Raw genomic sequence first — 22,646 nt, forward strand, 5'->3', positions numbered from 1 at the left:
TCATGTCTTTAGCTGATCTTTCTGTAGAAAACACCATCGTGGTTATCACTGGCGTCGGTGTGCTGGACGACTGGGGCCGTACCGACCCGCCGTTTACGGTTGAGCCGATTGATGACCAGGCGAACCTGAGTCGTGGTCTGGGTGGTAATGCTGTTCGCTTCCACCGCAAGAACCCTGGCCTGCGCCTGACCGTGAACCTGATGCCAGGCAGTCCGCAGGCCCTGGCATTGCAGGCTCAGATCACGGCTAAGGCCGAAGTATCTGGCTCCTATGCGTCGATTGCCGGCCTTGAAGGCGGCGTGTTTAGCGAGGGCGTGGTAACCCGTGGTAAATCCATGGCGCGCGGCGGCCCTGGCATGAATGACGCAACCTTCGTCATGGAATTCAACAAAGGTGTGATTGTATGAGTCAGGCCGAAGCCTATATCCGCACGATTGAGCATGACGGGGTGACTTATCGCTTCGGCATGCCAAGTGCGGAGAAACAGCGCGCGGTGCTGTTTCGCCTGGGCAAGTATGGCGTGGAGCCCATGATCAAGGGGCTGGCGCTGGCCGAGATTGGCGCAGCATCGTCATTCATGGTCGCCGGCGGCATCGTCGGGACCATGCTTGCGCGCATGCCTGAAGACGACTTCAACTTCGTCTGCGATTCCATGCTGGGCAAGCTGTTCAAGGAAGGCAGCCAAGTTCCGGTCACCATGGAAGACTTCTCGGGCCGATTGAAAACCTACTTCACCATTGTGGTGCTGGCTCTCGGGAACGTTTTCGAGGATTTTTCCGGACTCCTGACCCTCTTCCAGAAATCTACCGCTTCAGCCGAGGCGCCGGATTCGAGTCAGGAGAGCGCCTAAACCCGGCTGTCGATTGGGAGTTGTGGCGACCATGCGTTGGTATACCAGGGCTTTGCCCGCCGCTTTGCACCTATAACCAGCTCACGGATGGCACCCATTCGCTTGGATGGGTTAAGCGGGCCAACCTGGTCATGGACGAAATGATCTACGCCCGATGCCTGGCTGAAGTGAATTCAAAGAGCTGATTTAGTCTTCATCAGCTCTCTTCGAACGGAATCGAAGTCGGTGCCGTAGAAGATCAGCGGGGGAGGCGCGTCTAGCTCAACTTTCATGCTCCCGGCCTCGACAGCCTTAAGCATGAAATCCTTTCCCTGCGCGCTGGACGGCCCAAATATCCGAGTTCCATTCATACAAAATGATTGAAACTTTAAGTAAGTGTCATTGACTTTGTAAGGGCCAGCTTCGTTAGGCCCATTGGACTCTCCCGATTTACACAATGCACTGTTCGGGTCCATTAGGTTGATATGTATCTGTCCCTCCCTGATAGAGGCCGTCAAAGCTGGTGCGTTCGATGCAGCAGGACTCATGAAGAACATACTTGATCCGAAAGGGCGCCAGCTAGGGTCCAGTCTCGATGTCTTGACGGAATCGGCGACTGAAGGATTGCGGTCGCTACTGCAAAGTATCCATTTTTTTTGATAACCATATGACTCTCTTGGTCCCCAGCACCAGCCAAGTTTTTGGATTTTTGACATGGTCTTTTCCCGCTCATAACAAGCTACTGGCGTATTCGGATCATCGCCGGGGCCGCCACGACACTTTGTATTTTCTACTTCGGCCTTCTTTATGAGTTCATCTGGTCTCGCAGGATTTATATCCGAGGCTGAAGATAGTGGAAGCCAGCATATGAGTAGCGAGGACAGAATAAGGTAAACAACAGATTTTGATTTAGTTGCTTCCTTCCTGCTTATAAGTTCCATGGCATTCCTTAATAAAATGGATGTTAAACTATCCATTATGGGGTATATCGCGTGCGAGTTCTAGAAAGCTTCCTGATTGCCCTAGGCATAAAAGTTGACGAAAAATCATTCCAGAAGGCTGACGCTGCTTTCGGCGGCCTGACAAAATCTGCTTTGCAGTTAGGCGCAGTGTTCGCCGGGAAGCTGGCCATCGACAAGGTGGTGGGCGATTTCAAGCAGGCCGGTACCGAGCTGAACAGCTTTAACAAGCTGACTGGCATGAGCACTCAGAATGTTCAGATGCTCGGCCAGGCACTCAAAGCCCAAGGCGGGAATGCCTCTGATGCATTCAGCGCCATGCAAAAGATTCAAGATTTGATGGCCTCTCCACGCACAGGTAACGTCGGGTGGTTTGGGGATGTGGCAAAGCTTGGATTGAATCCAGACGCCATAATTGGAGCGCAAAGCACTGCCGAGGCACTAGTAAATATTGCTGGTGAGTTTGAGCACATGGACAAGCTCAATCAGCGACTAGCTGGCAATGCTCTTGGGCTTGATGACTCAACGGTTCGTTTGCTCATGCGCGGTCGCGCAGAAGTTGAGAAGCAACTGGACTCCCGCGGCAAGCTTGCCGTGATGACCCAGAAGCAAATCGACGACTCGGCACGTTTGACCAAGGCAACCAGCGAACTTGACCAGGTGTTCACCGATATCGGTAACACCATCGCCGGAGAGCTAACCCCGGCCCTGGCCGATATGGCTGAGGACTTCGTAGCCTTCTACAGGGCCAACAAAGAACTTGTTGACTCAGGCCTGAAAGAGTTCTTTGGCGGCGTGGCTGACAACATCCAGCTCGTTGCCGTCGCCATGGCGCTGCTTGGCGGCGGCGCTGCACTCAAGGGTTTGGCTGCTCTGCGCGCCCTTGTTGGACTGGGTGGCGTTGCTGCCGGTACAAGTGCCGCAGGAGCGGCCACTGGAGCTGCTGGTGTATCTCTGCTGGCTAGGGCCGGGGTGCCGCTGACCGCTCTTTTGTACTCCAGTAGTCTCAACAGTGGTGAGGATACTGAGCTGCTGAATAACCGCCTGAAGAAAGGTGGGGGTGATGCGGTCGGCGCAGTAGTCGATTACTTCACGTCAAAAGGATGGTCGAGAGAGCAAGCTGAGGGTATTGCAGCCAACATTGAGGCCGAGAGCGGATTTAAGGCGAATGCCAAAGGTGACGGTGGGCAAGCCTATGGCTTGGCTCAGTGGCATCCAGATCGACAGGCCGAGTTCGCCAAGCAGTACGGCAAGGACATTCGCAATTCTACTGGCGCCGAGCAGCTTGAGTTCATCAACCACGAGTTAACCCGGGGCAACGAGAAGTCGGCCGGCACCAAGCTACGCGCCGCGACCAGCTCCTACGACGCTGCATCGATCGTATCCCGCGAATATGAGCGCCCTGCAGATGCGGCCGGCGAGGCGTCGAGGCGAGGTGCAAGCGCGGCCGGGTACACCGACAACCGCGTGTACCACATCAACGGAGCCGACACTGGAATGGTCAAGCAAGTGCTCAATGAGCAGATGGGCAAAATGACCGAGCAAACAGCGCAGGATTTTAAGAGCCCTGAACTATGAGCCTGATGAGTATCTTCAGTAAGACGCTGCCAAAAATTGGCTCTCTTGAGTTCGACGCGAAGCTTGAAGGGATCACCAGCAAATCAATAACGCTCACTCAGTACCCTGTTGAATTTGGCGCTAACACCAATGATCACGCCATCCTAATGCCAAATCGGTACTTGTTGACTGGGGCTGTCTCTAACAGCCCTCTCGGCCTTGGCCTGGACGATATAGGCATGATGGGTGCAGGAGCGATTGCTACTGCTGTAGGCGGCATTGGCGGGGCAGCTATCAGCGCTGTTTCTGCCTACCTCCTGTCCAGTAGTGACGAGACGCGGGCATCCACGGCCTGGGCTGCACTAACCGCGCTTATGGAGTCTAGAGGAAGGTTCGATCTGGACACTGGCAAGGAGATCATGCGCGACATGATGATCACCCGGCTGGACGAGCGTACGCGCCCAGAAAACGAGGACGGACTTGTATTCATTGCCGAGCTTCAGCAGGTACGGATCGTAAAGTCACAGATAGGCCGAGGAGTAACTTCGGCGGATCAGTTGATGAAAAACGACACCGTCTCTACTCAGGGCGCTCCCATGGTGACGACTGGCGATGCCGCCGTTGAGGTTATCCAATGAGCCGATACAGCGTATCTATGCAAGCGTTGCCGGCTCAGACCCTTGTAGCCAGGCTGGGAAAGAACTCGCTCACCATTGAGCTGCAGTGGATGGTGAGGATGAGTGTTTTTCGGGTGAATATCCTGACATCCCTCGGTCTTACGCTTACAAGCGGGCGGTACTTGCTACCGAATGTTGATCTTCTAGCTGGGCTCTACCCGCGGCCATCCATCAAGTACGGATCTCTTTTTCTTGAGGGAGACCTTGCTACTCCAGAAAACCTGGGCGTCGACAATCTTTTGGTGTGGACCGATGAATGATGAACTCTTCCTGCGTAACTACCGACTGAAGATTGGGCGAAGCACTGGCTCAAAAGTTTACGAGATGATGCCCAATGAGCAGGCCCCTAACGCTGACGGGCTGCGCATTACATTTCAGGTTACCCACTTTGCTGGTGGCGCATTCAGTGTGGCTGAGATCACCATCTACAACGTTACAAGGTACTCAACCAAGCAAATGCTCGGCGACGGCTCAGTGGATAAGTACGAGTTCATTTCACTTGAGGCGGGTTATGACGGCCTGTTCGGGTCAATTTTCGTAGGACAAATAACCAACGCCCAAGTGCACTTTGAGGATGGCGGCGCTACCCGCGGAATTCGCTTCTTTTGCAAGTCCTCGGCAAAAGAGCGCGACCAGAACATCATAAACATCACCCTTTCGCCAGAAACCGACCCGGTTCAGATCATCGAAGAATGCGCTTTGATGTTTAACGCCGAGATCCAGTTTTATGGCGACTTCTCTACGCTGAAACGACGATCTCGCGGGACTGTACTTCAGGGCAGCCCAACCGCCTGCATGAACGATCTGTCTGAAGCATTCCAGTTCGATTGGATGGTTGAGAACGGGGCCATAAAGATCATCAAGCGCGAATTTTCCATTGCTGATCAGGTTTATGTGATCAGCGCGGGGACGGGGATGATTGGCTCTCCAGTTGTCACCGATACCGAAGTTGGCATTCGATACGCGCTCAACCCGAAGATCAAGCTAGGCGACACCATAAAGCTTGAGTCAATGGCGCCCCGCTTTGAGTTCTCGGGCGCATTCTTCTACGACATCCCGCGCACTATTGGCGAGGGTTATTACAAGGTCAACTCTCTGGTCTTTGCTGGCGACTCCCATGGCGACCAGTGGGAAAGCCAGATCAGCTGCCTACGTCTTGGTGCGGCAGCCCAGGCCGGAATTTCTGAAAGGGCTACCCGATGAGCGATCCGCTTGATTCCAGGATTCAGGCTGAATACTCGAAAATGCTGCGCGGGATATTCGGTGAATATCTGAAGGACAACATGCGCACCAGCGTGCCTGGCCATGTGCTGAGTTTTGACCCTGCCAGGCAAACAGCGGAAGTCCAGATCGGGCTAATGCTGGAAGACCGCCAAGGCGTGCAGCAGGCGCGCCGGCCAATCATCCATGTGCCCGTTCAGTTCTGGGGTGCTGCAGGCGGAACACTTGAATGCCGGGTTGCAAGCGGTACTGAAGGTGTTCTGTTCTTCTCTCAGGAGTGCATCGACTCTTGGGTTGACCAAGGTGGTGTGGCGGTCAAGTCTGAGCCTCGGCGCTTCTCGATCAACGATGCCTACTTTATCCCCGGCGTTCGCTCGCTGCCCGGCGCGATAACTGACTTCAGCAATGACGGAATCCGCCTTCGCAGTAACGATGGATCCGCCTACTTCTGGATTCACGACAGCAAGGCTCTTGAAATAGGTGGCGTGTCGCTGAACGTAAAGTGCCCGGTTAACTTCGAGCAGCCTGCCAACTTCGAGCTTGCCGTAACCACAGAAACTACGATCCAAAATCAGGGCGTCAGCATTGGTTTCGAGCACACCCACAATGGCGTGCAATCTGGTAGCGGAAACTCTGGAGTGGTTAACCCATGACGGTACGAAAGCTGGACGCAGACGGCGACCTGGCCCTTGGCCCGCAGGAATTCCTGACCGGATACACCGCAGAGGAGGTCGCGCAGAACGTGGTTACACGCCTCAAGTTCTTCTTGGGTGAATGGTTTTTGAATACCTCCGACGGCACCGATTGGTTCGGTAGCGTTTTGGGCAAGGGGTCCGCGTTTGCATCCCGCGAGGCTGTGATTCGTCGTCGCATACTCTTGACCCCTGGATGCGCCGGCATGACAGCCTTCAGCATCACTACTGACATTGCTACACGTCAGCTCACCGTTAGCGCCTCGATCGTCAGTACTGGCGGCGATAGCGCAGAAATCAATTATGTTCAGGCGATCGTCTAATGGCTCAAATCACCGACCAAGGAATCACCGGGCGCTCGCTCAATGAGTACCTGGCTGACATTGAAGGCAAGACACTCGCGATCGATCCTGAATGGAATATCGAAGCAGATAGCCCAGACGGTCAAAGGATTGGTATCGAAGCCGAAATGCTGGCCAATCTAGACGAGGCCGTAGTTGCGGCATATCGCAGCAAAGACCCAGATAGCGCCACTGGTGAGGCGCTTAGAGACATCGGGAAAATATCCGGCATCCCAATTCGAGACGCTACCTACTCCGTCGCACCCATCACCGTCACTGGCCAAACTAGCTCAACCATTCCGGCAGGTTCACAGGTACGAAGCCGAATTGACAACACTGTGTGGCTGACAACTGCCGTTATTGTCATCGGCGTCGGTCAAACAGCAAACGGTTTTGCTACCTGCACCACGCCAGGCCGTGTTCTTGCCTCGCCTGGTGAGCTGACCATCATCGGCACACCCACCGCTGGGTGGTCTACCGTTACGAACGGGGAAGCTGCTGCAGGCGTCCCAGCTGAAAGCGATGAAGACTTTCGCATCCGAAGAAACAATGGTGTGTCGCGCGCCGGAAGCAACATGCGCGACAACATGGAAGCCAATATCGCAAGCGTTGCCGGCGTGACAGCCGTCAAAGTCCTGGAAAATAGCAACGATTCGCCATTTGACTCTGATGGTGTTCCGTATACCGGGATCGCAGTTATCGTGAATGGCGGTTCTGATGCAGACATCGGTCTGGCGATGTATCAGAAGCACAACCCTGGCACGCCAATGTACCCAAGGTACAGCACCAAGACTGATACTTGGGTTGATGCGCCGGGCGCGAATGGAGTGAAGGTATCGGGCCGATCGCCTGTTACTGGAAACCCTTACACGATGACTTTTCAGCGTGCAACCGGGTTGCCGATATTCCCGTCAATCACGATTAAAAAGCAGGGCGACCTCCCTTCAAACATTGATGACCTTATTCGCCAGGCGGTTATTGCCGACTCAACCAGAACTCTATTCGACGGAGAAACCACCTCTGGATTTAACCGAGGCGGCTATGACATTGGCGAAAAGGTTCCTCCTGGCAGGATTTACACGCCGGTCAACAAGGTTCTTGGGAAGTATGGCGATAGCTACATTACATCGCTGACCATCGGCCTATCGGCTGGAGCTCAAGGGCTAACCCCTATTCAGCCGACCATCTCTCAAATCGCAACCTTCGACGCGGAGAACATTGCGATCACGGTGACGCCATGATAATTGACCATGTAGAGCGTGCTAGGTCTCGAATTATCAATGAGTATCGCAATAAGCAGCGCATGGTCGATTGGCTGACTATCGTTCCAGAGATTGCCAATCAGAACCTTGAATCTCCTCTTGATCGAATCTACAGAAGCTATGACGTAGACACCGTGGTCGGAGAGGAGCTCGACATCATTGGTCGGATCGTCGGCGTTCCTAGACCGATTCTGCGTGCCGCAGCATTCGACGTTTTCGGTTATCAGGGCAACGATAGCTATACCAACTATAATATCGCGCCCTACATAGGTGATGGCGAAGCCGTTGATGCGCCTCTAAATAATGATCTGTACCGCAAGCTTATTAAGGCAAAGATCGCGAGAAATATCAGTGACGGAACTGCTGATAGCATCATCCAGTTAGTTGAAATCATCATCGGAGTGAAGGTTACTGCCTTGGTGAGCAATGTTGATAAGTCATTCGATATCGGAGTTGCCTCTACGCTGGACAATACGACGCTTTACCTGATCGAAAACTTCGACCTTATCCCTCGCCCGCAAGGAGCTAGGATTGGAGAGATATTCGTCCTTCCGATCAACATCGATGCAATAGAAGCATCGTCCTCGCATATCTACGAATACGGCAACGTGACACTGCCTGGAGATTTAGCCTAATGGCAAGACAGCCTTTTAATACGAGATGGGCCCAGGGCGTTGAGACCGAGGACAACCTCAATACCTTCAAAGTGCCTGACGATGTTCGGCTGTCGACTGGATGGCAGGGCGGCCAGGATAAGGACGCTCCACCTGCAGGTCATGAGAACTACTGGCACAACCGTGTCGATAGCGCTCTTCAGGGAGTTGAGCGCAACGGCGTTATGATTTGGCACGCGCAGGCAGTGTACGGCCTTGGGGCGCCTTCCTATGCGAGTGACGGCAACTATTACGAGAGCCTTGTTGCTAATAATGTCGGCAACAACCCAGTTCTCACCACTGGCTTCTGGAGATATTCAGGGTCCTCGTTCTTCGCTGGTAGCGATCCGGGTGACGGGAAGATCGTCTATCACAACAATACGCCTTCGCCTGGATGGCTGAAGTGTAACGGTGCTGTTCTTTTACGCGCTTCGTATCCAAGGCTTTTTGCTGTGATTGGCACTCTCCATAACATTGGAGGAGAAACCAGCCTGCAGTTCAGACTTCCTGATTTCCGGGGGGAGTTTGTCCGTGGATTTGATGACGGTCGCGGAGTTGATGCTGGAAGGGTATTTGGCAGCCCTCAAGGCAGCCAGTTAGAAAGTCATAATCACCGACAGAATGCCGCACAGACTGGACAATTTGATATTACCCCATCATCCACTCTCCGCTATGCATTGACTGGCGGCGGGTCCACCGATTTCTCTTCGGGCCCGGCAAATCAGTGGACCATGGATTCCGGCGGATCAGAGACGAGACCAAGGAACAAGGTCGTAAATTACTGGATCAGATACTGATGGGAATACAAATTCAAGCTGGCCAGCGCATTGTCTACCAGGCTGACGCATACGGTTTTTATGTAGGTGAGGCAGTGGCCGACCCAGACCCACAGAATCCAGGCCAATGGCTTATCCCTGCTGGCTGCGTGGAAACAAAGCCGCCAGAAACTAGTGGGAATAAGAGATACCAGTGGGCCGGATATAAGTGGAAGGCAATCATCGAATAGGTATTGGTATGGAGCGCAAGCGTAAACGTCACTTCAGCGACAAGATGGAAAAGTTCTGTCTTGCCTATGTCGAGACAGCCAACGCAGCGGAGTCATATCGGATCGCCTACAACACCGAAAATATGGCTACCGCAACCATAGGCCGAGAAGGCTACAACACCCTACAGAAGCCCCAGGTTCAAGCCAGGCTCGAAGAATTAAGGAAGAAAGTCATGGAGCGTCACGAAATCACCGTGGACACGCTCCTGGCCGAGCTGGAAGAGGCCAGGAAGGCTGCACTCGGTGCCGAGACACCTCAGACATCTGCCGCTGTATCGGCCACCATGGGCAAGGCAAAGCTGCTGGGCCTGGACAAGAAGATCGTGGAGCTTACCGGGAAAAACGGCACGCCGATCCAAACCAACTCGACGGTCACGGTTGACCAGAAGGCCCTAAGCTCCGTGCTGGGCTGCCTATGAGCAAGCTGCTCGACTGGGATGTAATGAGCGGCGCAGAACGACAAGCAGCAAAACTCATCAGCGAGCATTCTCCGCTGTCGTTCATGCGTGTTTTTTTCCAGCTGAACCAGGGCATGAAGATGCTCTGCAACTGGCACCATCGCTACATGGACCACACAGCTTTGAGGGTGCTGTCTGGTGAACTGAAGAACGTCGTGTTCAATATGCCGCCGGGCGGGACAAAGACCGAGTTCTGGTCAATCCATGTTCCGTCATACGCCATGACCATGTACGACCGGACGCGCACGCTCAACGTCTCCTACTCCAAGGCCCTTGTCGAGGAGAACTCAAACCGCATCAAGTCGATCATCACCAGTGATGAATATCAGGATTTGTGGCCGTGCGACCTGGGAAAGGCTGACGTAGCCAACTGGGTCATCACGGACGAGCGCGGGCGTAACAAGCACCAGATCTTCAGCCGATCCACCGGTGGGCAGATCACCGGCGTGCGTGGCGGCTATATCTCCGAAGGCTTTACCGGCTTCATCAACCTGGATGACCCCGAGAAAGCAGACAGCGCCTTCAGCGCAACTATGCGGGCGAAGGCTCAGCGCATCATCACAAACACCCTGCGCAGCCGGAGAGCATCCCCAGACACCCCCGTCATCTGCACGCAGCAGCGCCTGCACACCGATGACGTGTCGGGCTTCCTGCTAAAAGGCGGCATGGGCTTGGACTTCGCGCACATCAAGGTCCCCGCCCTGGTCACGCGCGATTACATCGCCAGTCTGCCCGATGAGATACGGGAGCACGCCGAGCGCGATGTCTTTTCTGGCCAGTCAATCGTTCGTGGTGGCGTCGAATACTGGTCGTACTGGCCCGCCAAGGAAACCGTTGAGGACCTGATGGCGCTGTGGGACCGCGACCCTTACACCATGGTCAGCCAATACCAGCAGGAGCCCGTAGCGCTGACTGGCGGCATGATCGACGCCGACTGGTTCAAGACCTACGAGCAGCTGCCGTTTCTGGTATGGCGTGGCGTGTACGCAGATACCGCACAGAAAACCGGCGAGCAGCACGACTTTTCCGTCTTCAATCACTGCGGCCTGGGCGTCGACGGAAACCTCTACTTAATCGATGTGCATCGCGGTAAATGGGACGCTGGCGATCTTGAAGCGGAAGCTCTGCGAGTATGGCAAAAGTGGAAGGACTGGGACCCGTTCCGGCCGGCCGCCCTTCGTTACATGCGCGTCGAGGACAAATCGTCTGGAACTGGACTGATCCAGACCATCAGCAAGAAGGGCGCGATACCGATCGAGCCTCAGCCACGCGGCCCAGCGGCGAACAAGGTAACTCGGTGTATGGACGCGGTTCCATGGCTAAAGTCTGGCCGAGTGTTCGTTCCAGCGATCTACGACGATCAAGGCCGAAAGATAGAGCACGTCAAGGACCACCGCGGTGAGATTGTTGCTTCCACGGACTGGGTAACACCATTCCTCACCGAAGCATCGGCCTTCACTGCTGACGACACCCACGACTTCGACGACCAAGTGGACACCCTGTTCGACGCGGTCGCCGACATGCTCATCAGTAACAACGGCGACTTCTTCTCCGGCAACTGGCTTTAAACCAAGCCCCTGATACGCCCCAACTTTCGTTGGCCGAACCCGGCTGCGCTCATTAAACACGCCCCAAGGAAACGACATGACTGACCAGGCTCAGCGTCTTGAGATCGCCACAGTTCGCGCGGAGATCGGCAGCAACATCACTTACCGGTTCAATAATGACGCAATTGATGCGCTTTTAATCCCGACAGATTCTGGAAATATCAAAAACCTCAAACAGGTCATTGCCGACATCCAGCAGGAAGGCGCCGAGAAGATCAGCTTTGCAACAAAGATCTATCCAACAACTGCTGCCGGCATTTCCGCAACAGTGGCCGGAGAGATTTTCCTTGTTGCAGCCTCTAATGCAGATGAGATCTACGCTGTCTGGCAGAACACCGCCGGCGTTGCAGTTGACACTGGCAAGAGAGCAATCTCCGCGTCCGCAGTGATTGCAGCCACTGATGCAGCACAAGCCTCTGCCAATGATGCTCAGACAGCTGCATCAGAAGCCACAGCCAAGGTCGCTCCATTCCTTTCGCCAGCCTCGATTGACCCAGTCGCCAGGGGAGATGGGAGCGATCTTCAACCTGGCGATACTTATTTCAACACTATCATTCAGGCGATTAAGGTTTACTCAACCTCAGGCTGGGTAGCTGCAAACGTTACCGGCACTGATTTATCTGCCGCCATCAATACCAGAGAGCCAACAATCTCTACAGGATCTTCAGGTCAGTTCTGGGCTGGTGATAAAGCCTTCAAAAATATTAATAAGTCTGACGTTGGTCTCAGTAACTTAGATAATACTTCTGATATCAATAAGCCTGTTTCGATTGCCCAGCAGAATGCACTTGATCTAAAGCCAGACCGTGACTCGGTAAGTATCTCCGTTGCAAACATTACCGCGCTGAAGTCCCTATCTACCTCTTCGGCAAAATACGCATATCGTCAGGGCTACTCATTACCTGGTGATGGTGGGCATTCCTTCTGGCGATTTGATTCATCGTCAGTGGCAACTCCTGATGACGTAAAGGTTATCGCCCCCAATAATGGTGCAGGCCGCTGGCTGCTCAACCATAACGGCATCATCAGCGTTAAGCTCGGAGGCGCCAAAGGTGACGGCGTGACCGATGATTTCGCAGCCATCACGCGAGTTCATGCGGCATTTCCTGATGTTCACTATCCTGCCGGCAACTACGTCGTATCCGCCCGCCTTCAGCATGTTGCGCCGTATGGTATGTATGGCTCCGGCGTAAACATCACCACCTTTACATTTACGGGCGCAACTAAGGGAATTCGCGTGATTCAGAACTCCGCAGCAGGCGGGGTGTACGCATCCGGGGCAACGCTGCTAACTAACAGTGCCAGCACCACTCATGTCGGTCTGATGATTGACGGATCACCTCAATACAACGGTGACGATACTGCGCTGCGCATCATTGGTGACCGTACAGCCAAGCGTGCATACGTGAGTCATATTGACACTCGTGGCACTACTGACAACGCCGGTTGGGGTATGGGTGTACAATTTCACTCTATTATCAATTTTTCGGCTGAAGATCTGTCAAACCGCGGTGTCATCCCAGCGAATCCTTTAACGGATGCGTTGATAGGTCACGGCGTGGTAGTCAGCGGTAACGGTGCTGTAGTGGATTTTAGTCTGCGTCGTATCTGGGGATTCTATTCAGATACGGGCATTCTTATGCCGGACTATCTGGAAGGCGGGCATATCTACGACTATGAGTTTGTGGCTGTGCGGTATGGAATTCTAGGTAGATACACTTCTGGTATTAGCGTGCTTCCATCGTCAATATGCGGCTCTTTGGGTATGCATATCGGGCAGGGGCATGTGAATTGTCAAGTTGCTGGTGTTTTACTGGAAAAACAGAACCAGTCTCATGTTGTTAATCAAAACATCTACCTACAGACTCGATCCATTGACGCTCCTGGTATCTGCGTGTATCTTACTGGCGGTAACTGGAGCACAGTAGATTCTATTTTCTGTAACGGCGACTCTGCGCTAAATACAAAGTCCCTTAACTCAGGAGTAATCCTTAGTGGGTGTGGATTATCCACTGTAACAAATGTTTCCGGTAGCAGTTTGCTGAGCGCCATTACGTGCATTGACTCGTCTAATAACTTCATAGACAACATTCGCGCAGCATTTTGCACCCACATTATTAACACTAATGGGGGCAGTGTTGCTAATAAGATTGGACGTAGATATGGACAAGGAATTACCGGCGTAGAACTGAGCGTGTCTGGTACAACCATCGTCCCTGCCAGCACGTACACCCTAAGCTTCACTATCGCATTCTCTGGCCAGGCAACGTTCGTACAGGATATACCTCTGCCTGATGGTATGTTCGCCAGCACCCCGGATTTTGGATATTTAGTTGCAGCTAATGGCTCAATAGGGTTCAATATTCAATATGTATATGACGCGTCCTCTGCGACCAACGCTAAATTTTTTATATCCCCAATTTCGCCAGCCGCAAACCTTGGATCAGCAGTTGTGAGATTTGGATGCAGCGTATCCGGGAAATAGCATAAATGGAGGTCCAGGCTCCCATTTTCTAGCCTCAGCACGATTTATTAAAAGTCAGGCTGCGCTCCTGCTTGCTTCGGTAGCGCTAGCCACTTAAGCGCCAGCCGAGGCCATTGAAGCGTCCGTGAACGTGAAGGGTATCTGAAGTGCTGCGCCGGTGATGGTTTTTTAGCCGGCGTTCAGGTATTTTTGCGCATAAATTCATGGCAAGGGAAGAAAATGAAAAGGTTTGGCATGGTCGGCGGCATAAACGGAGTAGTAGCTATTCTGTTAGTAGCTCTCCCTATCATAAGTTTTGCAATAAATATACTTTCATGGCTCAGGTTCGGAATCGACCTTCCGTTTCTTGATGACATGAGGCAGTACGCATCTAATGACGCGGGTCGCATGGACTGGGATTACATAACTTACCCTGCAAACGATACGTTATACCCAGTTGGACTTATATTTGACGCGATAGCCTTTAAATTTCTTGACGGAAATTCTGTGGCTTATCAAGCAATATCTATGGTAGTCGTTCTCGGCGGTATACTTTTACTGCAATGGAAGCTGTTAAAAGTTTGCACAAGCAGAAAAACCATAAGGGCCCTGGCATTCGCAACAACTATTTTTATGCTCCAGCCTGACTCTTATTGGGGTTGGCAGAATATGGCATTTCATCAAGCAGTTCCGTTGCTGTGCAGTCTTTGGATCGTTTATCTGGTTTTGTCGAAGCAAGACTATAGGATTTCAGGCCCGTTGATTTTCGTACTTGCGGGCATATCAGGCTTCACCTATACCAGCGGCGCGTTCGCCAACCTCTCGATCTTGGCTGGATTGATCATATTCAGCTTTGCTTTAGATCCAGCCAAGAGTTCGCGCATTAGGTTCTGTGCAAAGACTATGGCGATCCCCACCGTGCTGTCGGTAGCAGCCCAGCTTTGGGTTTTGATCTGGGTGCAGCACGGCACGCATCGGCCTGATGCTCCTATGGCGTACCCGTGGGAAAGTGATTTTTGGTACTTCATGCTTGGAAAAGTTGGCAGAGCATTAATGCTACCCACTCAGATGCCAGAACTATCCATGTCAGTGAGTATCGCCGTTTTTATCCTATCCTCATTGTTGGGGGTTCTTGCCCTGCTTGAGGCTAAGAAAAATGATTCTGGAACAAAGATTTGGAACGCATCTGTCGTTTATCTCTGCGTTTTCGGTGTTGTCGCTCTATATTTGTGCATTATTGCGGCAGGTCGCACAAACCTAAGACCTGATAGCATTGTTTTGCCTACTGATATTTTCATATATGGATATGGCCGGTTTCACTTTTTTTGGGCTGGCATACTGTGGCCCTGGATCATCGCGTTACTTATGGAGCGGATGGTAAGGCGAAATCCGTCAGAGGCCACTCGTCCAGAGATTCCATTTATCTCCCTGTTCGTTCTGTTGACACTTATATTCAACTCCAAGATCATGGATCACACTGACTTCTATAGGGAAACCAAAAAGATTCGCCTCGGCATTCTGAGCTGCCTTTCCAAGGGTCTATCCAGAGGCGTTCCTTTTGAGTGTGCCGATCTTCACCCCGGCTTGAACATGCTGAACGTGTTTTACAAAAGTTTAGACGCCGGCGCCTCCTACACTGACCTAGTCACTATAACGCCAATCCCGCTTTGGTCGAATAATCCACCGCCGATCTTCCGCATCACGGACAGTGAAGAGAGCGTGGTGTATCACAACGCTACGGTAACCAACAAGGGGATGAATGGAGTGGTGTTGAGCACCGCTGTTGACCCGATGATGGTAATCACGGCTAGAGACTCAAGCTACTTTAAGTATTGCACCGTACTTCAGGTCAGCGGCTCCTACCACCTGGATTCGCCAAACTTCGCGCAGCTCTTCTATCTGCCAACTGGCGCTAAGTCGTTCTCAGAGGAATATGCAGAGGGTCATCAGTTGCCCGCTGGCGACGGAGAGTTCGCTATCAAAATTCACAGCAAGACCGGCTTCGAAAACATTTTACGCTTCGATCCGGTCATCAGTTCAGTGCCAATCACGCTTAGACAGTTCGAAGTTCGCTGTGCGGTAGGGCCTACTGGCGGCGTCCATATGCGGTAACGGTTGCGAGGAGAGGGCCCGGCATTAGATGCGTACTTTTCAAAAAAAGGGAAGTGGCTTTGCAAGTGTCAGCAGGACGCTGGGGAGGGTGGGGGGGGGAATCTGTTGTGCCACTTTCTGCGCCATTCGATGGGAAGAACTGGGGAAAGCAGTTCCCTCGACTAGCGCCAAGCGCCCATGAGAGTCGCATAGGACATGCACAAATAAATTTTCATCCATAGCACTAACCGAACAACCAAGCCCGCCATGTGCGGGCTTTTTATCGCCTGGAGAAAAGCATGCCAATCACCGAGCAGCAGTTGCTGCAGATCCTCCCGAACGCCGGCCGCCAAGCCGGCGTTTTTGTTCCTGTCCTGAATACGGCGATGAACCGTTACGGCATTGTCGGCACTCTGCGTGTGTCTGCGTTCATTGCCCAGGTCGGGCATGAGTCAGGCCAGTTTTGTTGGTTGCGCGAGATCTGGGGGCCGACGGCGCAGCAACTCGGCTATGAAGGCCGTGCTGACCTGGGCAACACCGTGAAGGGTGATGGCTCCAAGTTCCGTGGCCGTGGCCTGATCCAGATTACCGGCCGGGCGAATTATGCCGCGTGCGGTGAAGCCTTGGGTCTGGACCTGATCAATCAACCGGAGCTGCTCGAGCAGCCCCAGCACGCCGCGATGTCGGCAGCTTGGTTCTGGTCCACGCGAGGGCTGAACACCCTGGCAGACCAGAAGGACTTCGCGAAGATCACCAGGCGCATCAATGGCGGGCTCACCGGCCAGGCCGACCGTCAGGCGCTGTACGACAGGGCGCTGAAGGTGCTGGCATGACTCCGGTGCAGAAGCTGGCAGGTCTGGTGTTGCTGGCGCTGGTGTTGATGGCCGGTACAGCAGTCGCCACCTGGGAGGTGCAGGACTGGCGTTACGGTAAACAGCTCGCAGAGATTGGTGAGTCCAACGCTCTCGCCGTCACAGAGGCCGGCACTAAAGCCAGAACAGAAGAACAGCGCCGGCAGTCGGCGGTGAATAAGGAAGCAAGCGATGCGCGAGAACAAAACAAAGCTGCAGCTGTTGATGCTGGCGCTGCCGATGCTGCTGGTAACAGCCTGCACATCGAAGCCGGTAAGTTTGCCGCCACTGCCTGCGGCGATCCCGGAGTTGCCCAGCGAGGCGCTTCAGCCACCCGCGCCGCCATGGTGCTCTCCGACCTGCTCCAGCGGGCTGACAAAAGAGCGGGAGAGCTGGCGGCGGCTTATGACCGCGCCCGAATAGCCGGCCTGACTTGCGAGCGGAGCTACCAATCTGTCAGGGCTGTGGTCCCCTGAGTACGCTCAGTTCCAGCAATAGGCGCTGATTCTCCCTGAGCAGCAGATCCCGCTGGCCGGCGACCGAATTGAGGGCACGGACCTCGCCTTCCAATTCCCACGCTTCATGATTCAGTCGGGCGATGTTGTCGAGTGCCTTCTTGAGTTCAGCCTCGGCCGAGGCCTTGCCGGTGGACAGCAGGTCGCACATCTGCACCAGCCCGGCAATGTTGCGGCGCGCCTCAGTCAGCCGCTTCTGGGTCGCGGTCAGCTCGTCCTCGAGCAGTGCGCATTGGTGCTGGTACATTTCCAGGGGCGTAGGGCATCCAAGCCACTCACAGGTGTCTTCATCGATGGGGTTCATAGTGGGCAAGTTCAAGTACTGTATGCGCGCACAGTAATCGAGGTTTGATCGTGGCGCGATTTTAGGCGACGAACTGTATATTGGCGGGCAGGCGGCATCATGGTCGTGAAAATGGTAAAATTCACGCTGGGGGAAATTCGGGGGAATCACTCCCCCAAAAGATGTGGAGAGGTGTTGTGTCGTGGTGCGTTGAAAGTGAGGGCCTGAAAGGGGTCTGAAGAATTCGCCTCAATGATCATTTGCATCGAAAACGGATTCGAAATCCGTTGTACCTTCACCGGTACCTAGGGTTCGAATCCCTATCTCTCCGCCATTACATAGAAAAAGCCCCGTTGCTGAATAAGCGACGGGGCTTTTTTGTTTTCAATAGGGCTGTTTTGTTTCTGAAGTGTGGTTAACCGGGCTGGGCCACCAAGCTATTGCTGACATTGCGCCCCAGCACCAGCACCGTCACAAAACCACATCCTACCAACGCTGTTGCCAGACTCAACAACACCGCGCTACCCATTTGATCAACAATTCGCCCGCCGAAGAACGACCCCAAAGCGATGATCACCTGGAACAAGGCAACGAACAGCGGCATGCCGCGTTCGACGTCCTTGGGCGCGACGACGAACATCCAGATACTGGCGCACGCCGGGAAGGCGCCGAAGGCGAAGCCCCAGAGTGCGATCAGCATGGCGGCGCCGGTCATGCCGGTGGCGAAGTAGGGGAACAGCGCGGTGCTGGTGCCGATCATCAACGCGACCAGCAGCAGGGTGTGACGGACGCTGCGGTTGGCAGCGAAACCGGCAAAGACATTACCCATCACCCCGGCCACGCCATAGAGCAGTAGCAGTGAGCCAATGGTCGGGCCGTCGAAGCCGGAACTGTTTTTGAAGAAGGGCGCGACATAGGTGTATGCCGCAAAGTGCGCCAGGCCGATCAGCAAGACCGCGATCAAGCCGACCCGTGCTTGCGGGTTGATAAACAAGGCTGGCAGGTCACGGATCTGAATAGCCTTTTCCGGGGTGAGCCGTGGTAGCAGGAATACCTGCGCCAGCAGCACCGGTACGCCCACCAGTGCGGTGACCAGAAAGGTCATGCGCCAGCCCATCAGGCCACTCAGCCACGTACCCACGGGCACGCCCAGTACGGTGGCCAGGGTCACCCCCATCATGATGATCGAGGTCGCCTTCGCCACGCCCACGCCTTTGGGGGCCAGGCGGCCGCTCAGAGCGATGGCCGTTGCCCAGAAACCACCGATGCTGATACCCAGCAGCACGCGGCCGAACAGCAGCAGGTTGAAGTCGCTGGCGTAGGCCACGACCGTGTTGGCGATGATCATGATCAGCGTCAGGCCGATCAGCAGGTAGCGACGGTCCATGGCGCCAATGCTCACAGACAGCAAAGGCGCGGCGAGGGCGGCCATGATGCCGGGCAGGGTGACCATCAGGCCGGCATGACCGGCACTGATGCCGAGGTCGCTGGCGACGTCGTTGAGTACGCCCACGGGCAGAAACTCACTGGTCACCAGGGCGAAGGCACCTACGGCGACCGAGAGAATCGCCAGCCACTGCTGTTTGACACTCTGTTGATTATGTTCAGGGGGGCCGTTGGGGGCCTGGCTGACGCTTGGCATGGTGGTGGCTTCCATAGGGGAATGTCGCTTGAAATCAAGCGATGCACGGGCATGAAAAGTGGAGGCGATTATAGGAATCGGTTTGGCTAATCACACAGGCGATCGTTTCGATAATAACCATCAGTGCAATCGATTCGACGCCCTACAGGACGATTGCGCGTTTCGTACCCTGTTCTCCAATGTCGCCTACAAGCCACGCGTTGCGCCTCTCGCGGTAACTGCCTATCGTGGTTTTGAGGCATTTTCAGGTAGAAAATCCCACACCGCAAAGGACCTGCAGCATGAGCAAAAACACCAAAAGAACCTCCGATAACATGGCCAGTCTGGCCGCTGAAACGCTCAGCAACCCCCATTCCTCAGCCATTGCCAAAAGCCTTGCCGCCTCAGCGTTGGTTCAGAGCGGTACCGATAAGCAGACAAGTGCAGAGATGGAGGAGAAGGCCGGGAAGGCGCTTCAAAGCGATCAATACAGTGGGCCAACAAAATCTCTGGCTGCCTCGGTTCTTGCCCAAGCCAATAAAGAGCGGGGGCGCTGAATGACGCGCGCCGCCATGACCTGAAAAAGCCCCGTAGCCAAACACGCTACGGGGCTTTTTCGTCGTGGGGTGCCCCGGTTTTTCTCGGCGGGCTCGCCTCTATCATTTGCGTCAGTGAATAACCCCGCGTTGTTGGGCGCGAATCGCCCAAAAGCCGGCAGTCACCCGAGGCTTAACCTGCTGGTGAAAAGGGCGCATTGTGTTGTTTGCTGGTGTACCTCCCTATCGTTACGGAGCATGACAACCATGAAGAGCCGCCCCGAACACGCCGTTGGCTACCGCGCTGCACTTTTATTCGGCGCTTGCCTGAGCGCTGCTTTGCTCGCAGGCCAAGCCTGCGCCTCCGGTGATGAGTCGGCGCCGCCCAAGCCCAATTGCCCCAAAGGCCAGGTCTGGGACACCAAGACCGCAAAGTGCGTGCTGCAAACCAGCAAAGCCACCTCAGACACCGACCGTACTGACTATGCCTACCGGCTGGCCAAAGATGGCCGCTATGACGAGGCGCTGGCCTTGCTCGATACCCTGCAAAACCCGAACACCGCCAAGGCCCTCAACTATCGCGGCTATGCCACGCGCAAACTGGGGCGTACCGATGAGGGCATCGGCTATTACCTGCAGTCGGTCGCGCTCGACCCCAACTATGCCCAGGTTCGCGAGTACCTGGGTGAGGCCTACGTGATCAAGGGCCGCATCGACTTGGCGCAAGAGCAATTGGTGAAAATCAAAGCCTTGTGCAGTACCACCTGCGAAGAGTACGAAGACCTGGCCGAAGCCATTGCTGCTGCGCCGCAGGCGTGAAACTGATGGCTGTATGTCGCCGCGACTGGCACCCGCTGTTGTTCTGGCGGCAGCACTCGGCCGAGGCCTGCGTATGGGTGATATGATATCCTTGTGCCATCATGCAGTGTGATCGTCACGGAGGATGTTATGAAGACGTTGTCGTTGCTAGGGTTGCTGGTGGTATTGGCCGTCAGCCCGATGTTCGCGGTGGCGTGCCCGAAAGGCACGCATCCGGTGGGTGGCACAGGGTCGCACCACAAGGGTGGGACTTGCCAGTAGCGTGTCCCTCGGGGCCGCGCTAGTGCTTTACAGGCCGTCGCTGGCCACTGCCAGCGACGTGCTCACCAGTTTCAATACTCGGTTACGACCCCCTTCGGCCAGTAAATAAGTACCGTCCCCCGTGCGCACAATCGACTGCGGCGCCTTCAAGAACGACAGCACCGTTTGTTGCTGTCCCTGTTTGTCGATCAGCAGCAACCTTGCCCGATGCGTCGAGTCTTCATTGACCCACAGCCCGCGTTCATCGCACATCAAAAACGTCGGTTTGTTCAGGCCCGCCAACACCACAGGGTCGCTGCCGTCGTCGGTCAGCTCACGTACCACGCCTTTTTTCTTTTCCGTGTAGAGCATTCGGCCGTCGGTGCAACGCGTAATGGATTCGCCTTCGTGCAGTTGGTCACGCACGACGGTCAGGGATTGGTCGCTCCAGCGATAACGCAATAGCCGGCCGTTGTCCTTGCGGTCTTCGATGGCGTAGAGATCGTCACCCTCGACCCACAGGCCTTGAACGTTTTCACCCCTGAACAGCTCCGTGACGACACCCTCCTTGAGAAAACTGACGGGCGCATCGCCGGTCTCCTGGCTGAACACCCAGCCGCCGTGGGTTGCGAACATGCCGTCAGGTTTGGACAGGCTGCCGACCACCACTTCGCGCTGCCCGTCGGGGTGAATACGCACGATGCTGCCTTTCGCATCGTTGAGTTCCTGGCTGATCATCAGCGAGCCGTCAGGCATAGGCATCAGCGAGGCGGCTTTGGGTACATCGGTGTGCACGGTTTGAACGCTCCAGCCCGGCGCTGCGCTGACGGGATAGAAGCTTTGCCAGGCGAAAAAGCCCAGGGTTGCCATACCCATCAAGCCGATCAGACTTAGCCCCCAGCGCAGAAATTGATGCAGGGATCCGGTGTCAGTCATGTTTATCTTCCTTGTTTATTGATCAAGCTGTCGCTCAGCGTCGCTGGGCGTCTCACGCATCTGCCGAGGGCGCGTGTTCGCCGTGATTGTGGAACCGCGCGGCATAGTCCTGGCCACCGAAAGGCAGGCCGAGGATCGACGCCGTGGGCGTTTCGGCGGCCACACTGAGCGCAATGGCCGTGATGTGTCGGTAATGGGTGATGCACAACGTGGGTAGCAGGTCGTCACGACGGGGCCGCGCAAGGGAAACACGCAAAGGCTTGCGCAGTAGCTGATGATGTTGTCAACAAAGCGCGCCGCTACGACGGGGGATTCGGTTTCGCTGATGTCGCCCTCGAGGGCGTCAAGCTGGCCTAACGCCTCAGGCGCAAAGGCTAGCGAATGACTCACGGTTTTTCGGTACTTTTTCGCTGACGGTTGGCCGCCAGGTGTTCGCGAACCTGCTCGGCGGACAGTGCTCGGCCAGGGGCGGCCGTGAGCGCGGCGGCCGCTGGAATCACCTGGTCGCGCAACCCGTCCGCCATCGCGCGGTCACGTGCCAGCAGGACCCCCAGGCCGTCGCGGATGACTTCACTCTCGGTCGCGTACTCACCGGCAGCCACTTTGGCTTTGACCAGGGCGGCCATCTCGAGTGGCACCGTAATGCTCATTTGCTGAGTTGAGCGCATGTCGACGTGCGCAGGGGTTGAGTAGGATTCAATCCTGCTGGACCGTTGGCGTGTTGCAAGAAGGCACTGACCGATGTCGCTCAGTGGCGTCGCGTCGTCGTTCCAAAAAGAAGGTATGGTCTGGCGGGTTTCCATGAGCGTCTTTGTCTCCCGTTGAGTAGGTCAGCTCGAAAGTATTGACGCTTTTTGCTGACTGCGTGGCGCCAGCGCGCGAATAACCCACTGATATGTATGACTTCATATTTTTAGCAGGGTTATTAATCCACCCCGGCCCCGTCACGCATGGCGCCCCATCACCGCGCATACGATAATGCCCCTCAA

Annotated in this window: 26 protein-coding genes and 1 tRNA gene; 21 read left to right on the forward strand and 6 right to left on the reverse strand. The window is 54.9% G+C overall.

Annotated elements, in window-relative coordinates; translation table 11 throughout:
- Nucleotides 1–2: 2 nt before the first annotated feature.
- Both CPH89_RS18620 and CPH89_RS18625 read left to right on the forward strand, forming a co-directional pair.
- Entirely contained in the window at nt 3–407 is a 405-nt protein-coding gene (locus CPH89_RS18620) for a hypothetical protein (RefSeq protein WP_084375806.1), read from the forward strand.
- Nucleotides 404–850 carry a phage tail assembly chaperone gene (locus CPH89_RS18625; protein ID WP_053254956.1) on the forward strand — a complete coding sequence of 149 codons (447 nt, stop codon included), beginning with the start codon at nt 404–406 and terminating at the stop codon, nt 848–850. The genes CPH89_RS18620 and CPH89_RS18625 overlap by 4 nt, the downstream gene beginning before the upstream one ends.
- 173 nt (nt 851–1,023) lie before the next feature.
- Here CPH89_RS18625 and CPH89_RS30190 read toward each other — a convergent pair whose 3' ends face one another.
- The gene (locus CPH89_RS30190; protein ID WP_141125144.1) at nt 1,024–1,770 is read right to left on the reverse strand and encodes a hypothetical protein; all 747 of its coding nucleotides are present in this window, start codon (nt 1,768–1,770) and stop codon (nt 1,024–1,026) included.
- Between the two features lie 51 nt (nt 1,771–1,821).
- On the opposite strand from CPH89_RS30190, the gene CPH89_RS18635 reads away from it, so the two are divergent.
- From CPH89_RS18635 to CPH89_RS18710, 15 genes are all read left to right on the forward strand, one after another.
- Entirely contained in the window at nt 1,822–3,366 is a 1,545-nt protein-coding gene (locus CPH89_RS18635; protein WP_053254958.1) for a phage tail tip lysozyme, read from the forward strand.
- Nucleotides 3,363–3,983: a phage baseplate protein gene (locus CPH89_RS18640; protein ID WP_053254959.1), complete on the forward strand. Its 621-nt coding sequence runs from the start codon at nt 3,363–3,365 to the stop codon at nt 3,981–3,983. Before CPH89_RS18635 ends, CPH89_RS18640 begins: the two co-directional genes overlap by 4 nt.
- A 17-nt stretch (nt 3,984–4,000) precedes the next feature.
- On the forward strand, nt 4,001–4,282 hold the full coding sequence (locus CPH89_RS30940) for a phage baseplate plug family protein (RefSeq protein ID WP_053254960.1): 282 nt from the start codon (nt 4,001–4,003) through the stop codon (nt 4,280–4,282).
- Nucleotides 4,275–5,225, forward strand: coding sequence for a baseplate hub protein (locus CPH89_RS18650; RefSeq protein WP_053254961.1), 951 nt, complete (start codon nt 4,275–4,277; stop codon nt 5,223–5,225). The genes CPH89_RS30940 and CPH89_RS18650 overlap by 8 nt, the downstream gene beginning before the upstream one ends.
- The gene (locus CPH89_RS18655) at nt 5,222–5,896 is read left to right on the forward strand and encodes a Gp138 family membrane-puncturing spike protein (protein WP_053254962.1); all 675 of its coding nucleotides are present in this window, start codon (nt 5,222–5,224) and stop codon (nt 5,894–5,896) included. The genes CPH89_RS18650 and CPH89_RS18655 overlap by 4 nt, the downstream gene beginning before the upstream one ends.
- Nucleotides 5,893–6,258 (forward strand): contractile injection system sheath initiator, encoded by a 366-nt coding sequence (locus tag CPH89_RS18660; protein WP_053254963.1) that lies wholly within the window; start codon nt 5,893–5,895, stop codon nt 6,256–6,258. Before CPH89_RS18655 ends, CPH89_RS18660 begins: the two co-directional genes overlap by 4 nt.
- A complete protein-coding gene (locus CPH89_RS18665; protein WP_053254964.1) occupies nt 6,258–7,517 on the forward strand; it encodes a baseplate J/gp47 family protein in 1,260 nt (419 codons plus the stop codon). Before CPH89_RS18660 ends, CPH89_RS18665 begins: the two co-directional genes overlap by 1 nt.
- Nucleotides 7,514–8,173, forward strand: coding sequence for a baseplate wedge 1 family protein (locus CPH89_RS18670; RefSeq protein WP_053254965.1), 660 nt, complete (start codon nt 7,514–7,516; stop codon nt 8,171–8,173). Before CPH89_RS18665 ends, CPH89_RS18670 begins: the two co-directional genes overlap by 4 nt.
- Complete coding sequence (locus CPH89_RS18675) at nt 8,173–8,988, forward strand: tail fiber protein (RefSeq protein WP_053254966.1); 816 nt, start codon at nt 8,173–8,175, stop codon at nt 8,986–8,988. Before CPH89_RS18670 ends, CPH89_RS18675 begins: the two co-directional genes overlap by 1 nt.
- Nucleotides 8,989–9,205: 217 nt before the next feature.
- Nucleotides 9,206–9,655 (forward strand): terminase small subunit, encoded by a 450-nt coding sequence (locus CPH89_RS18685; protein ID WP_053254968.1) that lies wholly within the window; start codon nt 9,206–9,208, stop codon nt 9,653–9,655.
- Nucleotides 9,652–11,262 carry a phage terminase large subunit gene (gene terL / locus CPH89_RS18690; RefSeq protein ID WP_053254969.1) on the forward strand — a complete coding sequence of 537 codons (1,611 nt, stop codon included), beginning with the start codon at nt 9,652–9,654 and terminating at the stop codon, nt 11,260–11,262. The genes CPH89_RS18685 and terL overlap by 4 nt, the downstream gene beginning before the upstream one ends.
- A gap of 76 nt (nt 11,263–11,338) precedes the next feature.
- The gene (locus tag CPH89_RS18695; RefSeq protein WP_053254970.1) at nt 11,339–13,786 is read left to right on the forward strand and encodes a glycosyl hydrolase family 28-related protein; all 2,448 of its coding nucleotides are present in this window, start codon (nt 11,339–11,341) and stop codon (nt 13,784–13,786) included.
- 387 nt (nt 13,787–14,173) lie between these two features.
- Nucleotides 14,174–15,877, forward strand: a complete 1,704-nt coding sequence (locus CPH89_RS18700; protein ID WP_141125145.1) for a hypothetical protein — start codon at nt 14,174–14,176, stop codon at nt 15,875–15,877.
- A gap of 278 nt (nt 15,878–16,155) precedes the next feature.
- Entirely contained in the window at nt 16,156–16,689 is a 534-nt protein-coding gene (locus tag CPH89_RS18705) for a glycoside hydrolase family 19 protein (protein WP_053254972.1), read from the forward strand.
- Nucleotides 16,686–17,183: a DUF2514 family protein gene (locus tag CPH89_RS18710; protein ID WP_053254973.1), complete on the forward strand. Its 498-nt coding sequence runs from the start codon at nt 16,686–16,688 to the stop codon at nt 17,181–17,183. Before CPH89_RS18705 ends, CPH89_RS18710 begins: the two co-directional genes overlap by 4 nt.
- On the opposite strand, the gene CPH89_RS18715 is transcribed toward CPH89_RS18710, so the two are convergent.
- Nucleotides 17,164–17,526 carry a hypothetical protein gene (locus CPH89_RS18715; RefSeq protein WP_053254974.1) on the reverse strand — a complete coding sequence of 121 codons (363 nt, stop codon included), beginning with the start codon at nt 17,524–17,526 and terminating at the stop codon, nt 17,164–17,166. The two genes, CPH89_RS18710 and CPH89_RS18715, sit on opposite strands and share 20 nt — an antisense overlap.
- 165 nt (nt 17,527–17,691) lie before the next feature.
- Here CPH89_RS18715 and CPH89_RS30195 point away from each other — a divergent pair.
- Nucleotides 17,692–17,839: transfer RNA gene (locus CPH89_RS30195), tRNA-OTHER, on the forward strand.
- 81 nt (nt 17,840–17,920) lie between these two features.
- Here CPH89_RS30195 and CPH89_RS18720 read toward each other — a convergent pair.
- Entirely contained in the window at nt 17,921–19,147 is a 1,227-nt protein-coding gene (locus CPH89_RS18720) for an MFS transporter (protein WP_053255352.1), read from the reverse strand.
- Between the two features lie 281 nt (nt 19,148–19,428).
- Here CPH89_RS18720 and CPH89_RS18725 point away from each other — a divergent pair, with 281 nt between their 5' ends.
- The 3 genes from CPH89_RS18725 to CPH89_RS30725 all read left to right on the forward strand — a co-directional run bounded on the left by CPH89_RS18725 (nt 19,429) and on the right by CPH89_RS30725 (nt 20,742).
- Nucleotides 19,429–19,683 (forward strand): hypothetical protein, encoded by a 255-nt coding sequence (locus tag CPH89_RS18725; RefSeq protein ID WP_053254975.1) that lies wholly within the window; start codon nt 19,429–19,431, stop codon nt 19,681–19,683.
- Between the two features lie 246 nt (nt 19,684–19,929).
- A complete protein-coding gene (locus tag CPH89_RS18730) occupies nt 19,930–20,481 on the forward strand; it encodes a tetratricopeptide repeat protein (protein ID WP_167422748.1) in 552 nt (183 codons plus the stop codon).
- Nucleotides 20,482–20,610: 129 nt separating this feature from the next.
- Nucleotides 20,611–20,742 (forward strand): hypothetical protein, encoded by a 132-nt coding sequence (locus tag CPH89_RS30725; RefSeq protein WP_255311511.1) that lies wholly within the window; start codon nt 20,611–20,613, stop codon nt 20,740–20,742.
- 27 nt (nt 20,743–20,769) lie between these two features.
- Here CPH89_RS30725 and CPH89_RS18735 read toward each other — a convergent pair whose 3' ends face one another.
- From CPH89_RS18735 to CPH89_RS18745, 3 genes are all read right to left on the reverse strand, one after another.
- On the reverse strand, nt 20,770–21,597 hold the full coding sequence (locus CPH89_RS18735) for an SMP-30/gluconolactonase/LRE family protein (RefSeq protein WP_371850827.1): 828 nt from the start codon (nt 21,595–21,597) through the stop codon (nt 20,770–20,772).
- Nucleotides 21,598–21,709: 112 nt separating this feature from the next.
- Nucleotides 21,710–21,913, reverse strand: a complete 204-nt coding sequence (locus CPH89_RS30615; protein ID WP_232005384.1) for a hypothetical protein — start codon at nt 21,911–21,913, stop codon at nt 21,710–21,712.
- 130 nt (nt 21,914–22,043) lie between these two features.
- Nucleotides 22,044–22,295, reverse strand: coding sequence for a type II toxin-antitoxin system ParD family antitoxin (locus CPH89_RS18745; RefSeq protein WP_232005386.1), 252 nt, complete (start codon nt 22,293–22,295; stop codon nt 22,044–22,046).
- Between the last annotated feature and the right edge of the window lie 351 nt (nt 22,296–22,646).

The sequence above is a fragment of the Pseudomonas fluorescens genome, assembly GCF_900215245.1.
Lineage (GTDB): Bacteria > Pseudomonadota > Gammaproteobacteria > Pseudomonadales > Pseudomonadaceae > Aquipseudomonas > Aquipseudomonas fluorescens.

Excerpts from the sequence above, each read along its gene's own strand:
- CPH89_RS18620 (WP_084375806.1), top strand. The coding sequence starts at position 3 with ATGTCTTTAGCTGATCTTTCTGTAGAAAACACCATCGTGGTTATCACT.
- CPH89_RS18625 (WP_053254956.1), top strand. The coding sequence starts at position 404 with ATGAGTCAGGCCGAAGCCTATATCCGCACGATTGAGCATGACGGGGTG.
- CPH89_RS30190 (WP_141125144.1), bottom strand. The coding sequence starts at position 1,770 with ATGGAACTTATAAGCAGGAAGGAAGCAACTAAATCAAAATCTGTTGTT.
- CPH89_RS18640 (WP_053254959.1), top strand. The coding sequence starts at position 3,363 with ATGAGCCTGATGAGTATCTTCAGTAAGACGCTGCCAAAAATTGGCTCT.
- CPH89_RS30940 (WP_053254960.1), top strand. The coding sequence starts at position 4,001 with ATGCAAGCGTTGCCGGCTCAGACCCTTGTAGCCAGGCTGGGAAAGAAC.
- CPH89_RS18650 (WP_053254961.1), top strand. The coding sequence starts at position 4,275 with ATGAATGATGAACTCTTCCTGCGTAACTACCGACTGAAGATTGGGCGA.
- CPH89_RS18655 (WP_053254962.1), top strand. The coding sequence starts at position 5,222 with ATGAGCGATCCGCTTGATTCCAGGATTCAGGCTGAATACTCGAAAATG.
- CPH89_RS18660 (WP_053254963.1), top strand. The coding sequence starts at position 5,893 with ATGACGGTACGAAAGCTGGACGCAGACGGCGACCTGGCCCTTGGCCCG.
- CPH89_RS18665 (WP_053254964.1), top strand. The coding sequence starts at position 6,258 with ATGGCTCAAATCACCGACCAAGGAATCACCGGGCGCTCGCTCAATGAG.
- CPH89_RS18670 (WP_053254965.1), top strand. The coding sequence starts at position 7,514 with ATGATAATTGACCATGTAGAGCGTGCTAGGTCTCGAATTATCAATGAG.
- CPH89_RS18675 (WP_053254966.1), top strand. The coding sequence starts at position 8,173 with ATGGCAAGACAGCCTTTTAATACGAGATGGGCCCAGGGCGTTGAGACC.
- CPH89_RS18685 (WP_053254968.1), top strand. The coding sequence starts at position 9,206 with ATGGAGCGCAAGCGTAAACGTCACTTCAGCGACAAGATGGAAAAGTTC.
- terL (WP_053254969.1), top strand. The coding sequence starts at position 9,652 with ATGAGCAAGCTGCTCGACTGGGATGTAATGAGCGGCGCAGAACGACAA.
- CPH89_RS18695 (WP_053254970.1), top strand. The coding sequence starts at position 11,339 with ATGACTGACCAGGCTCAGCGTCTTGAGATCGCCACAGTTCGCGCGGAG.
- CPH89_RS18700 (WP_141125145.1), top strand. The coding sequence starts at position 14,174 with ATGGACTGGGATTACATAACTTACCCTGCAAACGATACGTTATACCCA.
- CPH89_RS18705 (WP_053254972.1), top strand. The coding sequence starts at position 16,156 with ATGCCAATCACCGAGCAGCAGTTGCTGCAGATCCTCCCGAACGCCGGC.
- CPH89_RS18710 (WP_053254973.1), top strand. The coding sequence starts at position 16,686 with ATGACTCCGGTGCAGAAGCTGGCAGGTCTGGTGTTGCTGGCGCTGGTG.
- CPH89_RS18715 (WP_053254974.1), bottom strand. The coding sequence starts at position 17,526 with ATGAACCCCATCGATGAAGACACCTGTGAGTGGCTTGGATGCCCTACG.
- CPH89_RS18720 (WP_053255352.1), bottom strand. The coding sequence starts at position 19,147 with ATGCCAAGCGTCAGCCAGGCCCCCAACGGCCCCCCTGAACATAATCAA.
- CPH89_RS18725 (WP_053254975.1), top strand. The coding sequence starts at position 19,429 with ATGAGCAAAAACACCAAAAGAACCTCCGATAACATGGCCAGTCTGGCC.
- CPH89_RS18730 (WP_167422748.1), top strand. The coding sequence starts at position 19,930 with ATGAAGAGCCGCCCCGAACACGCCGTTGGCTACCGCGCTGCACTTTTA.
- CPH89_RS30725 (WP_255311511.1), top strand. The coding sequence starts at position 20,611 with ATGAAGACGTTGTCGTTGCTAGGGTTGCTGGTGGTATTGGCCGTCAGC.
- CPH89_RS18735 (WP_371850827.1), bottom strand. The coding sequence starts at position 21,597 with ATGGGTATGGCAACCCTGGGCTTTTTCGCCTGGCAAAGCTTCTATCCC.